This window comes from Kitasatospora sp. NPDC057015, assembly GCF_042673745.1.
Lineage (GTDB): Bacteria > Actinomycetota > Actinomycetes > Streptomycetales > Streptomycetaceae > Kitasatospora.
The window spans coordinates 202,256-215,728 of the sequence record NZ_JBHUSG010000009.1; the positions used below are offsets into that span (position 1 = coordinate 202,256).

A 13,473-nucleotide genomic window follows, 5' to 3' on the forward strand; every position below is an offset into this window, starting at 1 on the left:
GGGTGCCCAAGGAGGTCGACCCGGGTCGCCCCCGGGGCCGTCGGGCACGGAAGTCGGGGCAGCGGGATCAGGCGGACGGGAGCGGCTGGAGCCGGGGGCCCGGCCGCCGGCCGGCCTGCTGCGAGCCGCGCCGCCCGCCCCGCCCGTCGGGCCGGGGCGGTGTGGTCGGCGCCGCCTCCGGGGCGGGGAGCGGCGGCAGCGCGGCCCCGGGCCTCCGGGAGGCCCGGACGCAGGCCCAGAGCAGCACGCCGGCGCCGGGCAGCCACGGCTCGCGGGAGTCCGGGGCGACGATCCACCGGCCGGCCCCCAGCCCGGGGGAGTCCGGGGTGTTCGTCATCCGCTGCACGGGCGGCACGGTCACCGCGTCGCCCTGCCCGTGGCAGAGCAGCGGCGGCACGTCCCTCGCCCACTCCTCCCAGGCCAGCAGCGTGCGCAGCCTCGGGGCGGCGCCCGGCTGCGCGAACAGCAGGGTCCGACCGCGGTGGCTCGCCACCGGGCCGCACCCCGGACCGGAGGTCCAGAGCTCGTCCAGCACTCTCCGGCCGAACAGCGACGGCATGCTGATCACGTCGAAGGCCCGGCCGCAGGGCAGGACCGAGGGCGCCCACGGGCGCGACTGCCACAGGGCGCGCATGCTGCGCGGGTACTCACTGGCGGAGGCCAGCCAGGTCTCCCCTGCCACGGTGACGTACTCCACCGATTCATACGTCCAGATGTCCACGGGAGCAGCGTGCGGCGTCGCGCGGGTGGCGCGGAGGGAAAGCGCGGTTTGCCGGACAGCGCACCGTGGAGCGGCGTACCCTGCCCTGCGCATATGCCACAGGCGAGCGAATTCCGCCCGCCCGTGCGACCGGCGGAGCCGGCGGGCGGGTCGGGTCAGTCGCCCTGGCGCTGCGGACGCAGCAGGCCGCGCCCGTACTCGACCATCTTCTCGGCGTAGTCGGGGGTCCAGTCCGCCCGGGCGGCGATCTCGTCGGCGGAGAGCGCGTCGAACCGGCGGGTGTCGGCCAGCTGGGCGGCCGCGACGGCCTGGAAGTCGGTGGCGCGCTCGGCGGCGGCGCGGAAGGCCAGCGCCAGCTCGGTCGAGCGGCGCAGCAGCTCGGCCGGATCCTCGATCGACTCCAGGTCGAAGAAGCGCTCCGGCTCGGGCTCGCCGGCCGGCGGCTCGAACAGCAGCTGGGCCGGGCGCAGCCGGCGGGCGGGCTGTTCGGGAGTGCCGGACCGGCCCGGACCGGCCGGCGCGGGGGGACCGCTCTGGTCGGACGGCCTCGGGTGCGAGTCGGGCATGGGTGGACACCTCCGGGAGTGATCAGCGTGGGGGCACCGGCGGGCGGCCGCCGGGGCTGGGGCACCGGGCCCGGCCGTCGTCCATTGTCGCAAGGCGCCGGCCGGTAACGGAACGGTGCGATCACAGGCGCTATTCCCGCCCCGCGCGCCGGGGTGGTGCATCGACCGCCCCGGCGGCCGGCTCCCCGGGGTGCGTCCTGGTGAGCCGAGCGGGGTGCCGACCGTGCTGCCGACCGGTGGGCGAGCCGGTGAGCCGGTGAGCCGGCCGCAGTGGCCCGGCCGGCGGAGAGGACCGGGTCAGCGGACGGCCACCCGGTGGTCGCCCAGGTGCGCGAGGACGGCGTGGTGGGCCTCCCAGCCGTCCGGGAACTTCACCGTCACCCCCAGCTGGACGGGCTCCGTGGCCGGGTGTTCGTCCAGCAGTTCGGCGATGCCGGCGCGGGCGACCACGATGCAGGCGTGCCGGTGCCGGGACGCCAGCACGCACAGCCGGCCCGTCTCCAGGTGGAAGGCGGTCGCGTCCGGTCGGCCCGACAGCGGGTGCAGCACCACCGTGACGTCGTACTCGCGGCCCTGCAACCGGTTGGCGGTGTCCACCGAGACGGCCGGGCCGGCCGCCGGGTCGACCGGGACGCCGAGCTGCGCGAGCGCCGCGCGGACGGCGGCCGCCTGGTCCCGGTGGGCCGTCCCCACGGCGATCCGCCCGGCGGACAGCGGGGTGGAGCCCTGCTCGGAGTGCGCGGTCAGCCCGCGGTCCAGCAGCCGGCGCACGGTGGCGGCGACGACGGCCACCGCCTGCGGGTCGGTCCGGACGGTGTGCCGGGCCGGCAGCTCCAGCAGGGCCCAGCCGCTCCCCGCCGCCTCGTCGATCGCCGCGTCCAGCGCGGAGCCGTCCGGCCGGACGGCGGCGGTCAGGGTGCGCTCGCCCGGACCGGTGCCCGACCGGAACGGCGTGTACGGGTAGAAGGCGGCCGAGACCAGCGGCGCGGCGCTGGCGGGCAGCCGCCAGGAGACCGGCAGCCGGTGCGGCTCGATCTGCGGATTGTGCGCGAGCAGCGTCACCACCGCGCTGTTCGACGGGTCGTAGGACAGCCCGGCCCACTGGTCGGTGCCGACCACGGTGAACGGGTCCAGCTGGCCGGGGTCGCCGACGAAGAGCGCCCGTTCGAACAGCCGGGCCACGGCCAGCAGCGCGTCCGAGCGCATCTGGTACGCCTCGTCGACGATCGCGTGCCGCCACGGCGCCTCGGTCTTCACCCACTGCCACTTGGCGGAGGTCGAGATCACCACGTCGTGCTCGGCGAGGTCGGCGACCTTGGTGGCCGCGGTGACGTTGGGGTGCCGCAGCGCCTCCGCCGCGGGCCGGCCGTCGGTGGCGTGCAGGCGACCGATGGTGACGTCCGGCGCCTTCTCGGCCAGCCGGTCGACCAGGTCGTCCACCTGGTTGTTGGTCTGGGCGACGATCATCAACCGCTCGCCCGCGCCGACCAGCTCCCGGGCCGCCCGCACCACCAGGGTGGACTTGCCGGCCCCCGGCGGGGAGTCGACCACCACCCCCCGCGGGGCGCCCACGGCGGGGCGGACGGTCGCGTCGAGGATCCTGGCCACCACCGCGTCGGCGGCGGCGCCCGGGGCCTGCTCGTGGTCGGGGGGCGGCGCGGTCACGGGGCTGGTCACTCCCATTCCTCGGCGGCGGACGCCGCGGCGGTGGTCGGCCGGGCACTCGCGGCGCCCGCGGGATCGGCGCCCGGCGGCCCGCCGTGCGTCCACGGGGTGTCGTCCGGCTCCGGCAGCGGAGCGGACTGGCGGACCGTCAGCTCGAAGAGGGTGAAGGTCACCCGCTCGCCCGGCTCGGGGAGGCTGCCGGGCTCCGGCTCCTTCTTGCGGCCCATGCCCGACATCACCCGTACGGTGATCGTCCCCGCGGCCTGGTCCACCGCGCTGATCACGGCCTTCTGCGCCGTCGCGGTGTGCGTGCGGTGCGCCTCGCGGCCCGGGTCGGCGTGCGGCCGGTCGGCCGTGCGGACCGTCACCAGCGGCCGGGGCTTGGGCGAGCGCCCCGAGGTGTCGTAGTCCGGCACCACCTCGACGACCTCACCGGTGAACGCCTCGCCGGCCAACCGGCGCTCGGCCATCGCCAGCGGGTCGTCCAGGGCCTCCTGGACGTCCACCCGGACCTGCTCGCGCTCGCGCTGGGCGAGCTTGCGGGCGGCCGTCACCGCGTCGTCCTGCCGGGGCTGCGGCGGCTCGCCCGCGGCCACCCGGTCGCGGTGACCGGTGTAGGACCAGCGGTCGCCCTCCCAGCGCTCCGCCAGGTGGGCGGCGGGCGGCAGGGCGCGCAGGAGGTCGAGGCCGTGCCAGACGTCCCGCCAGGTGGGCAGCAGGACGCCCGTCAGCTCGTCGGCCAGCACCGCGACCGCCTGTTCCACGAACCGCTGGGCGCGCTCGCGCTCCTGCGGCCCGGCGTCCCGCAGGGCGGTGACGGCGGCGTCGTAGCGGCCGACGGCCGGGGCGAGCACCAGCTCGTCGAAGCGCGGGTCGGTGGCCGGGCCGGCCGGCGGGTGCAGCAGCCGGCCGCGGGCGTCCCGGGCGGTCTCGGCCCACTCGGCGGCCGCGGCGCCCGTCGCCGGGCGGTCCGGCACGTCGCCCGCGGCGTCCACCGGCGGGGACGGCCGGGGGTGCCAGGCGAGCCGGGCGGCCAGGTGCTGGTCCTCCAGGTGGCTCTGGCCGGTCGCCCAGTGGCGGGCCAGCAGGCCCGTCATCGGCAGCAGCAGGCTGGAGCCGGGCACCTGGGCGCGGTCGGTGAGGTGGGTCAGCCAGCGGCCGAGCAGCGGCACCCGGGCCGGCGCCGGGTACGGGCCCGGGTCGGCGTCCTCGATCGTGCGGCGGAACCGGGTGGAGCGGCCCAGCAGCGCCAGGTGGTGCACACCGCCGCCGTTGGGGACGATCAACTGCGGCGCGTCGGAGCAGAGCTCCCGGAGGATCTGGCTCTTCTCGCCGGTCTCCGGATCCGTCTCGGACCCCTCGACCTGCTCCACCTCCGCGCCGAAGGACTCCAGGTACGGCAGCAGGTCGGCGGCGAACGCGGCGAGGAACTCGAAGCGCAGGGTGCGGTTCAGCGGCTGCGGCACGAAGTGCACCCGCGGTGCCTCCCGGTCGGTGCCGAGCATCACCGCCAGCGGGGCGCCCGACTCGCCGGCGGCCGTCAGCGGCACGACCACCATCGGGCGCTCGGACAGGTGCCGGTGCCGGACGGTCGCCAGCGGCTCGGCCCGCCCGCTGCGCACGGCCTCCAGCCGGGCGAGTGTGCCGAGCAGGCTCATCCGCGGCACCCGCCCAGCGCCTCGGCGCGCAGCGCGGCCGCGTACGACAGCCGGGCGGCGGCCTCGTCCGGCTCGGAGCCGGCGGTGTCCGCCGTGCCCCCGGAGCCGGAGTCGGAGCCGGAGCCCGAGCCGGGGCCGGAGCCGGCGGCGGCCAGCGCCTCGCCGACCGTACGGATGCTGCCCAGCTCGCCCCGGACGCCCCGGCCGAGCTGCTCCACCCGGTCGTCGCAGCGGGCTTGCGAACGGCAGTGGAACCCCAGCTCGCAGGAGGAGAGGCAGTCCGGACTGTAGGCGGCCGGGAGACCCTCCACGGCCCGGGCCAGTTCGGCCGCCGGCCGGGTGGGCACGCCCGCCTGATCAGGGGCCAGGTCGAAGCTGGTACCGGGCGCCAGCGTGTCCAGCAGCTGGTCGACGGTGGTCATCCGGGCCAGCTGGCGGCGGGTGGTGGCCAGTTCGCGCCGGACGTCGACGGCGACGGCGGTCGGCCGGTTGCTGAAGTCCTTCGGGCAGACCAGCAGCACGCTCGGCTCCGGACTGCCGGGCAGCGACTGCACCGCGTACGGGCCCGGCTCCGCCGCGCCGCCGGCCAGCGCCGCCGCGGCCTCCTGCAGCGCCAGCACGTACACCGCCGACTGCCGGGCGGCGGCGCCGACCTTGGCCGGGTCGGCGCTGCCGTCCAGCACCGGGAAGGACTTGATCTCGATCACCGTGCAGCGGCCGCCGTGCACCACCACGGCGTCCGGCTCCAGGTACGCCGGGCAGCCGGCCACCGTCAGCCGCAGCAGCGGGTGGTCCAGCAGGGTCCAGGCGGCGGGGTCGCGGGCGGCCTCCGCGAGGGCGGCCATCGTCCGCTCGGCCCGGACGGCCGGACCCGAGCGGCGCAGCAGGTCCGGCACGGCGAGCGGGGCGCCGCCGTCCACGGGCAGCCCGAGGTGGCGCCGCAGCGGCTCCAGCAGCGCCGCGTAGCCGTCGGCCTTCAGCCGGGCCTCGAAGATGGTGCCGCGGGCGATCGCGAACGGCGACTGGCCGAACGGCGCGGGGCGGCCCAACCGCTGGGCCAGCGCCCCCTTGTCGACCCCGGCGGCGTCGAGCACCGCGCGGCGGCGGCACCCGGGGTTGGCGGCGAGCGCGGCGAGGGCGCGGGCGTTCAGGCTGCGCTGCGGCGCCGGGCCGCGCAGCTCGGCGAGGCGCTGCGCGAGCGGCTCGGGGTGCCCGATGTGCGAGACGTTCATGGTGCGGCCCAGTGTTGCATCCGGGTCGGACAATCGGGCCCGGACGGCCGAGGCAGCGTGCCGCGGCGGTGCCCGGAGGGGCCGTCCGCCGGCCGACCGCGCAGGGGCGCGGTCGGCCTCGCGCCCCGCGGCGGCCGTCGGCGCGAGGCCGCGGGCCGCGGGCCGCGGGCGGGTGCCCGGGCAGGTCGCAGGGGCAGGCCGAGAGGGCCGGAGCGGGATGGGGGATCATGGAGACCGGTGCTCGATGGTGAGACCGGCCGCTTGTCACCGCCCGCTGCGAGGAGTTCCCCATGCCCGCCCGAATCGTGCTCGTCCGGCACGGCGAGACCGCCTGGTCGGCCACCGGCCGCCACACCGGCCGTACCGACATCCCGCTGACGGAGGAGGGCCGCGCGATGGCCCGCGCCCTCGGCGCACGGCTCGCCGCGGAGCCCTGGAACGGCCTGCCGGACGCCCTCGTCTACACCAGCCCGCTGAGCCGCGCCAGGGAGACCGGCGAGCTGGCCGGGTTCGGGGACCGCGCCGTCGACCGCCCCGAACTGCTGGAATGGGACTACGGCACCTACGAGGGCCGGACCGGCCCCGACATCCGGGCCACCGACCACCCCGGCTGGCTGATCTGGCGCGACGGCGTACCGGGCGGGGAGAAGCTCTCCGAGGTCGCGGCCCGCGTCGACTCCTTCATCGCCGGCCTCCACACCGAGCACGGCGTGCCGCACCCGGACACCACCACGATGCACTGCGCCGACCGCGACGTGGTGCTCTTCGCCCACGGCCACCTGCTGCGCATCCTCACGGCCCGCTGGCTCGGCCTGCCCCCCGAGTACGCGCAGCGCTTCAAGCTGGGCACGGCCGCGCTGTCGGTCCTCTCCTGGGAGTACGGCCTGCCCGCCGTGGAGGTCTGGAACGACACCAGCCACCTCGAAGGACCCAAGGGCTGAACGGTCCGCGGTCGGAGCCGGGTGCCGCCCCGGCTCCGGCCCCGCCCGGGGCGGTCAGGACGCGGCCGCGTCGTCGTACGCGGCCAGGAACCCGCCGACCTCGGGCACCCCGGCGTCCGCGCGCAGCCGGTCGGCGGTCGCGGCCAGCATCGCGGAGATCCTGGCCGAACGGACACCCCGGAGCAGCGTCACCGCCGCGGACCCGTGGTCGCCGGCCCCGGCCAGATCGCCCCGGCCCAGCCGGTCGTGGGCGAGCTCCGCGGTGTACAGCGCGCGGTTGCGGACGAAGTGCGGCTCCTGGAGCGTGATGGCCCGCACGGCCCGGTCGCTGGCGCGGTCCCACTCCCCGAGGGCGGACCAGCACTGCGACTCCAGGCCGGCGATCTCCGCCTCCCCGAAGAAGGACATCCACTCGGGATCGGCCTCCGACTCGCCCCGGTCGAAGAGCGTGTACGCGCGGCCGAGGGCGCGCTCGCAGGCCTCCCGGTCGCGCAGCAGGGCCCAGCCGCCGGCCTCGCGCATCGCGAGCAGCGACAGCAGCCGGTCCGAGTCCAGCCGCCGGGCGGCGCTCTGCCCGGCCTGGGCGGCCCGCAGGGCCTCGCGGGGGCGGCCGGCGTCCCGGGCCAGGAAGGCGCTGTTGCAGAAGACGTGGGCCTCCAGCGCGCTGTCGTCGGCCATCCGGGCCGTGGCCAGCGCCTCGGCGTACAGGGAGCGGGCCTCCGCGAGCCGGTTCGAGTCGTGGGCCAGCCACCCGACCGAGATCGCCAGCTCACCGGCCCCGGCCTGCAGCCGGCGCTCGGTGGCGGAGCCGTACTCGCCGTCGTTGAGCAGCACGTACGCGGTGCGCAGGGACTGGCCGGCCCGCTCGAAGAGCGTGTCGGCGCCGTGCACGTCGTCCAGCAGCCGGATGTCGCGCACGGCCTGTTCGACGCTGTGCACCTCGGCGGCGCCGACCCGGCGGGGCGGCGGGACGGGCCCGGCCTGCCGGGGCGGCTGCCAGGTGGGGGCCGCGGCCGCGGCCGGCCGGTCAAGGCCGATCACGGTCGCCAGGGCGGTCGGGCCGCCGCTCAGGAACGTACGGCGACGCACGTCGTCGTTCTCCTCGTCCAGATGGTGCGGATCGTCGGGCCACCAGGGCGCCACCGGAGCCGGTACCCGGTCGGCGAGGTCAGCGTAGCCGTCGTCAACTCTCCTGCTGCTACCGGCTGTTCCGGTTGCACGACGGCGGACCGTGCGGCGCGGGGCGAAGCCGAGATCCTGCAGGCCGAGGTCCGGCCACATGTGCCGGAAGACCCGCTCGTAGGCGTAGTTGGGGCAGCGGATCTCGCCGGACTCGACCCGCCCGACGTAGCGCGCGTCGCAGGACACGTGCTCGCCGATCTCGCGGGCCGCCCGGCGTACGGCGGTGGCGAACTCGCCGGGGGAGAGCGCGCCGCGCAGCTCGCGCATCGCACGGTTGGGCGAGGGGAGGTCCGGTGCGGCCGGTCCGGTGGCTGCCATGCTGCACTCCGTGGTCGTGCGGGGCCGTGCTCGTCGGATTCGGTGCCGGGCGGGGCGCCCGGCGTGGGCTGGTGGCCGAGGGCGGAGACGGTGGTGACGGGGCCGCCCGGGCCGACGGTGGCGGATGGTGCGGGGGAACGGCCGGGGGGCCGGTGAGGGCGGTGGGGGTCGGTGGGGGTCGGTGGGGGCCGAGGAGGGTCGGTGGTGGTCGGACTCGTGGGCGGTCGGCGACCTCCCGATGCTGCGAAGACAGTACCGGGAGTCACCGGACGAACACGGCTTGTTCTGGGATGATCTGCTATCAATTCAGGCTATTTCGGGCACTGTTGCCGAGATCTGCCATGAAATGCCATGGCTTGCTGTAAGTCGCCCCGTGGCCTGGAGGGCCCTCCTCGCGTTGTCCTGATACGCGGAAGCCGTTCCGACGCCCGACCCGCCGCCGGCTCGCTCCCGAGCCGGCCGCGGCCCCCACACCGCCGGGTGCCGAGGCTTCCGATCTGGACGAGGTGACAGGAGGGCCCGAGATGGCCACCGGAGTGCCGCAGTACCACCGCCTGGCCGCCGGAGGAGTCCTGCCGGGCGTCGCACCGGCCCTGCTGCCCGAAACCACCGACGGCCGTGCGTTCCGGGCGGGCGGCGGACCGCTGCCGGCCCGCGGCCCGCGGGTCGGTCGCGAGGCCGGCGGCCGGGCCGGTGCGGTCACCCCCGCCGCCGGCGGCTACGACACCGTCACCGTCTCCATCCGGCACGGCCTGGAGGCGGTGGACATCCTGCGCCTGCGGCGGGCCTGCGGCGCGGTACTGCAGAGCGTCACCGGTACCACCGTCTCCTTCCTGGTGCCCGCCGGGACGGTGGTCGGCTGGCACCTGCCCGGCAGCTCGTGTTCCGCCGGCGCCGTGGTCCTGCCCGCCGCCGATCCCCGCTGGGTGATGCCGCCCGCCGGCGTGGAGGCGGTCGCCCGGCCGACCGATCCCTGGGTCCTGCGCTCCGCGCTCTGCGAGGCCGCCTGCACGCTGACCGCAGGCGGCCTCGGGCCGTTCTGAGCCCCGCCGCCCTCTCCCCGCGCCGTACCCGCGGCCCGCCGCACCCGGCCGGTCGCCGCCGCGCCCGGGGCCGTCCCGTGCTGTCCGTCGCTCAGCGACCGTCCCGTACCGCCTGACCTGCGGACGCCTCCGGACCGGCGGCGATAATGGCCCGCATGGGACGAAGCAGCAGGGCCGGCAGGAGCTCCGACCGGAGCCGGAGCGCGTCGGAGGTCGCGACGGTGAGCGATCCGGGCGGCCGGGTCCACGCGCAGGGCCCGCTGGCCCGTCCCGTCGACTCCGGCCTCGCCGAACTCGTCCCGGACCGGGACCGCCCGCAGGCCTGGTCGCTGCTGATCGACGGCGCCCCGCAGTCCCTGGTCGATCTCGCCGACCCCACCCACCTGGGCTTCGAGTACCAGCGCCGACTCGGCCACCTGATCGACCTGGTCGCCCCCGCCGGCCGCCCGCTCACCGTGCTGCACCTCGGCGGCGGCGCCCTCACCCTCGCCCGCTACGTCGCGGCGACCCGCCCCCGCTCGCGCCAGCAGGTCGCCGAGATCGACACCGCACTCACCGAACTGGTCCGGTCCGAGCTGCCCCTGGAACGCGGCTGGCAGGTGAAGGTCCGGGGCGCCGACGCCCGGGCCGTCCTGGAGCGCACCCCCGACGCCGCGGTCGACCTGGTGATCGCCGACGTCTTCGCCGGCGCCCGGGTGCCCGCGCACTGCGCCACCGTCGAGTTCGTCACCCAGGCCGCCCGGGTGCTGGCGCCCGGCGGCTGGTACGCCGCGAACATCACCGACGGCTCGGCCCTGGCCTTCGCCCGTGCCCAGGTCGCCACGCTGGGCAGCGTCTTCCCCGAGTGCTGCCTGGTCGCGGATCCGGCGGTGCTCCGCGGCAAGCGCTTCGGCAACCTCGTCCTGGCCGGTGCCCACACCCCGCTGCCGATCGCCGACCTGACCCGCAGGGTCGCCGGCGACTCCGCGCTCGGCCGGGTCGAGCACGGCCGTGAACTCGTCGACTTCACCGCCGGCGCCGCCCCGGTCACCGACGCCGGCGCGGGCCCCTCGCCCGAACCTCCGTCAGGCGTCTTTCGCTAGAGCCGGTCCGGGCGGGCCACGGACCCGGGCGGCGCCGGCCTGGGTCGCCGCGCTCGGGGCCGACCGCAGTCCGCGGGGACGAACCGGGCTCGGTGACCGGGGTTCGGCGGTCGGGGTTCAGCGGTCGGGTTCAGTGGCCCTTCGGCAGGCCGCGGTGCTTGCACATCGCGGCGGCGGTGAGGAGCAGTCCGGCCGTGATCGGGACGAGTACCGCGGCGCCGGTCCCGGCGGTCCCCTCCGCGACCGGGCTGCCGGCGGAGATCGTCAGGCCCGACCCGTCCGGCGGCTCGGGCCTGGTCGGACCGGCCGTCGCCGCGACGGCGGGCCGGCGATCCGCCGACGGTGATCCACCCGGCGGCAGGCCGCCGGGGCGCAGGTCGGCGACGGGCAGAGGCTGGGCCGCGAGCACCGCCGGCCCGGGGCGGGTCGCCGGGACGTCGGCCGGCACCCCGGGCTCGGCCGCGGTCTCCACCGTGGCCTCGTCGGGGCTGTCCCGAGAGGCGTGCGGCTCGCTCTCGTGGGGCTCCGCAGGGCCGGCGGGGAGGAGGACGGCGGCGATCGCGAAGGCGTCGGGAACCGACGACCCCTGGCCGGGCAGCGGGAGTCCACCGGCCCTGATCCGCTCCTGGAGCACCTGGTCGACCGAGGCCGGCGGGGTCTCCAGCACCGGCACCCCGGCGGTCAGGCCGCCGACGAGGTCCCCGGAGCCGGCGTTCCCCGATCCATTGCTCGCAGATCCATTGCTCGCAGATCCACTGTTCCCGGATCCACTGCTCCCTGCCCCACTGCCCCCACCGCCTCCCGACCCACCGGCGTCCGGCCCGTTGCCCCCTGATCCGCCGCTCTCCGACCGGGCGCCGGCGGACGGATCGCCCGGGCGGACCGGTGCGGGGCCCCGGCGTGCGGCGGCGCCGGTGTCGGCGGCCTCGGGGTCGGCGGTGGACCCCTCCGGCCGGGGCGGGGTTCGCTGCGCGGGCAGCGGGACGGGGGGTCGGGCGGCGGCCCGGTGGGCGGTCGCGGCGGTCGGGCCGGGGGCGGCCGTGGTGGCCTGGGCGCAGCCGGCACCGAGGCCGACCCCCCAGAGCTGGACGAGCAGCGCCCCGCCCGCCGCGACGGCGCGGGGGCGGGGCAGCCACCCACGTCCCCGGCGGCCGCCCTCGCGACAGGGGGTGGCCGGGGCCTGGGGGTGGGTCGGTTGTTTGGCTCGCACGTGAGGGCACAACGAGCGGACGCGTCTCAGGTCACGCCGGTCGTCACGGACAGTCATCGCCACCGGGCGGGCGGCGGAGCGGAGCCGGTCGTGCCGGTGCTCCGGAACGCCGTCGGCCCGGGCGGCGGCCCGCCCCGCACGCGTTCGCGCTCACCGTCAGTCGAGGCCGCCGCGCCGGATCACCTCGGAGTACCAGTGGGCGCTGGCCTTCGGCGTGCGGACCAGCGTCTCGTAGTCGACGTGGACGGCACCGAACCGCTTCGCGTACCCGTAGGCCCACTCGAAGTTGTCCATCAGCGACCACAGGTAGTAGCCGCGCACGTCGGCGCCGGCCTCGATGGCGCGGGCGACCGCGACCAGGTGCTGCTGCAGGTAGGCGATCCGGTCGGTGTCCTGGACGGTGCCGTCCGGGCCGGGGACGTCGTCGAAGGCGGCGCCGTTCTCGGTGATCAGCATCGGCAGACCGGGGTGGGCGTGGTGGACGTCGAGCAGCAGGTCGGTCAGACCGGTCGCGTCGATGGGCCAGCCCATCGCGGTGAGCTCGCCGGGCGCGAGGTGGAAGGCGACGTCGTCGGCGCCGGGCCACGGCGAGTGGGGGCTGGCGCCGTGGATGTCACTGCCGTGTTCGGCCGTGGCGTTCTCGGCGGCGGAGACCACGGTGGGGGTGTAGTAGTTGATGCCCAGCAGGTCGATCGGGCGGGAGATCTCGTCGAGGTCGCCGGGGCGGACGAGGGCGTCCCAGTCGACGATGCGGGCGGTGTCGGCGAGCAGGTCCGCCGGGTAGGCGCCGCGCAGCACCGGGCCGGTGAAGATGCGGTTGCCGACGGCGTCGATCCGGCGGGCGGCCTCGGCGTCGGCGGCGTCCTCGGTCAGCGGCCGCACCTGGTGCAGGTTGAGCGAGAGGGCGATCCGCGCGTCGGAGGGGAGGGCGGCGCGCAGCGCGCCGACGGCCAGGCCGTGGCCCAGGTTGAGGTGGTGGGCCGCCTTCAGCGCGTCGGCGGGGGAGGTGCGGCCGGGGGCGTGCACGCCGGAGCCGTAGCCGAGGAAGGCGCTGCACCAGGGTTCGTTGAGGGTGGTCCAGGTGGTGACCCGGTCGCCCAGCGCCTCGGCGGCGAGTGCGGCGTAGTCGGCGAACCGGGCGGAGGTGTCACGGACCGTCCAGCCGCCGAGGTCCTCCAGGTGCTGCGGGAGGTCCCAGTGGTAGAGGGTGGCGACGGGCGAGATCCCGTACGAGAGGAGCTCGTCGGTCAGCGCGCGGTAGAAGTCCAGGCCGCGTTCGATGGCGGGGCCCCGGCCGGTGGGCTGGATCCGGGGCCAGGAGAGCGAGAAGCGGTAGGACGTGAGGCCGAGGTCGGCCATCATGCGGACGTCCTCGCGGAACCGGTGGAAGTGGTCGACCGCGACGTCCCCGGTGTCGCCGTCGGCGGTCCGGCCGGGGGTGTGGCTGAAGACGTCCCAGATGGACGGGGTCCGGCCGCCCTCCGCGACCGCGCCCTCGATCTGGTAGGCGGCCGTGGCGGCGCCCCAGGCGAAGCCGGCCGGGAAGGTGTGGCCCGGGGTGGCGGACCTGGGCGCCGGGACGAAGTCCGAGGCGGTCTGTTCGGATACGGCTGTCATGCGGGAGCGCTCCCATGAGTTTCGAAGGGCCGGAAAACTGAAGCGGTACGGGCGAGCGGGCGAGGGCGCCGAGGCTGCCGCCCGGCAGATGCCCAGGAGGCATGCGGATGCACGTGCCGGCCGTGACTGCCGAGCCGGCGCGCTTGGTGCTGTTCCTTGGCGGGATTGCCCACTAGAGTGTGGGAGCGCTCCCATCGTGCATGCCGAAAGGTTCCTTTGTCCCGGGGGCGAGTGTCAA

11 protein-coding genes are annotated in these 13,473 nt (G+C 76.8%); 3 read left to right on the forward strand and 8 right to left on the reverse strand.

What is annotated here, in order from left to right; translation table 11 throughout:
- Positions 1–67: 67 nt before the first annotated feature.
- The 5 genes from ACFTWP_RS12140 to ACFTWP_RS12160 all read right to left on the reverse strand — a co-directional run bounded on the left by ACFTWP_RS12140 (position 68) and on the right by ACFTWP_RS12160 (position 5,842).
- Entirely contained in the window at positions 68–814 is a 747-nt protein-coding gene (locus ACFTWP_RS12140; protein WP_380264378.1) for a bifunctional DNA primase/polymerase, read from the reverse strand.
- A 62-nt stretch (positions 815–876) separates the two neighbouring features.
- Complete coding sequence (locus ACFTWP_RS12145; RefSeq protein ID WP_380264379.1) at positions 877–1,287, reverse strand: hypothetical protein; 411 nt, start codon at positions 1,285–1,287, stop codon at positions 877–879.
- A gap of 297 nt (positions 1,288–1,584) precedes the next feature.
- Positions 1,585–2,964 carry an AAA family ATPase gene (locus ACFTWP_RS12150; RefSeq protein ID WP_380264380.1) on the reverse strand — a complete coding sequence of 460 codons (1,380 nt, stop codon included), beginning with the start codon at positions 2,962–2,964 and terminating at the stop codon, positions 1,585–1,587.
- A complete protein-coding gene (locus ACFTWP_RS12155) occupies positions 2,961–4,610 on the reverse strand; it encodes a hypothetical protein (protein WP_380264381.1) in 1,650 nt (549 codons plus the stop codon). The genes ACFTWP_RS12150 and ACFTWP_RS12155 overlap by 4 nt, the downstream gene beginning before the upstream one ends.
- Positions 4,607–5,842, reverse strand: a complete 1,236-nt coding sequence (locus ACFTWP_RS12160; protein ID WP_380264382.1) for a hypothetical protein — start codon at positions 5,840–5,842, stop codon at positions 4,607–4,609. Before ACFTWP_RS12160 ends, ACFTWP_RS12155 begins: the two co-directional genes overlap by 4 nt.
- A gap of 290 nt (positions 5,843–6,132) precedes the next feature.
- Between ACFTWP_RS12160 and ACFTWP_RS12165 the strand changes: the two genes are divergently transcribed.
- Positions 6,133–6,783, forward strand: coding sequence for a histidine phosphatase family protein (locus ACFTWP_RS12165; RefSeq protein WP_380264383.1), 651 nt, complete (start codon positions 6,133–6,135; stop codon positions 6,781–6,783).
- 54 nt (positions 6,784–6,837) lie between these two features.
- On the opposite strand, the gene ACFTWP_RS12170 is transcribed toward ACFTWP_RS12165, so the two are convergent.
- A complete protein-coding gene (locus tag ACFTWP_RS12170; protein ID WP_380264384.1) occupies positions 6,838–8,283 on the reverse strand; it encodes a tetratricopeptide repeat protein in 1,446 nt (481 codons plus the stop codon).
- 524 nt (positions 8,284–8,807) lie between these two features.
- Here ACFTWP_RS12170 and ACFTWP_RS12175 point away from each other — a divergent pair.
- Complete coding sequence (locus ACFTWP_RS12175) at positions 8,808–9,326, forward strand: hypothetical protein (RefSeq protein ID WP_380264385.1); 519 nt, start codon at positions 8,808–8,810, stop codon at positions 9,324–9,326.
- Positions 9,327–9,481: 155 nt separating this feature from the next.
- Complete coding sequence (locus tag ACFTWP_RS12180; RefSeq protein WP_380264386.1) at positions 9,482–10,408, forward strand: spermidine synthase; 927 nt, start codon at positions 9,482–9,484, stop codon at positions 10,406–10,408.
- 130 nt (positions 10,409–10,538) lie between these two features.
- On the opposite strand, the gene ACFTWP_RS12185 is transcribed toward ACFTWP_RS12180, so the two are convergent.
- Together ACFTWP_RS12185 and ACFTWP_RS12190 are read right to left on the reverse strand one after the other, a co-directional pair.
- The gene (locus tag ACFTWP_RS12185) at positions 10,539–11,075 is read right to left on the reverse strand and encodes a hypothetical protein (RefSeq protein ID WP_380264387.1); all 537 of its coding nucleotides are present in this window, start codon (positions 11,073–11,075) and stop codon (positions 10,539–10,541) included.
- 699 nt (positions 11,076–11,774) lie between these two features.
- A complete protein-coding gene (locus ACFTWP_RS12190; RefSeq protein ID WP_380264388.1) occupies positions 11,775–13,235 on the reverse strand; it encodes a GH1 family beta-glucosidase in 1,461 nt (486 codons plus the stop codon).
- Between the last annotated feature and the right edge of the window lie 238 nt (positions 13,236–13,473).

Excerpts from the sequence above, each read along its gene's own strand:
- ACFTWP_RS12190 (WP_380264388.1), bottom strand. The coding sequence starts at position 13,235 with ATGACAGCCGTATCCGAACAGACCGCCTCGGACTTCGTCCCGGCGCCC.
- ACFTWP_RS12140 (WP_380264378.1), bottom strand. The coding sequence starts at position 814 with ATGCGCAGGGCAGGGTACGCCGCTCCACGGTGCGCTGTCCGGCAAACC.
- ACFTWP_RS12170 (WP_380264384.1), bottom strand. The coding sequence starts at position 8,283 with ATGGCAGCCACCGGACCGGCCGCACCGGACCTCCCCTCGCCCAACCGT.
- ACFTWP_RS12175 (WP_380264385.1), top strand. The coding sequence starts at position 8,808 with ATGGCCACCGGAGTGCCGCAGTACCACCGCCTGGCCGCCGGAGGAGTC.
- ACFTWP_RS12180 (WP_380264386.1), top strand. The coding sequence starts at position 9,482 with ATGGGACGAAGCAGCAGGGCCGGCAGGAGCTCCGACCGGAGCCGGAGC.
- ACFTWP_RS12155 (WP_380264381.1), bottom strand. The coding sequence starts at position 4,610 with ATGAGCCTGCTCGGCACACTCGCCCGGCTGGAGGCCGTGCGCAGCGGG.
- ACFTWP_RS12160 (WP_380264382.1), bottom strand. The coding sequence starts at position 5,842 with ATGAACGTCTCGCACATCGGGCACCCCGAGCCGCTCGCGCAGCGCCTC.
- ACFTWP_RS12165 (WP_380264383.1), top strand. The coding sequence starts at position 6,133 with ATGCCCGCCCGAATCGTGCTCGTCCGGCACGGCGAGACCGCCTGGTCG.
- ACFTWP_RS12145 (WP_380264379.1), bottom strand. The coding sequence starts at position 1,287 with ATGCCCGACTCGCACCCGAGGCCGTCCGACCAGAGCGGTCCCCCCGCG.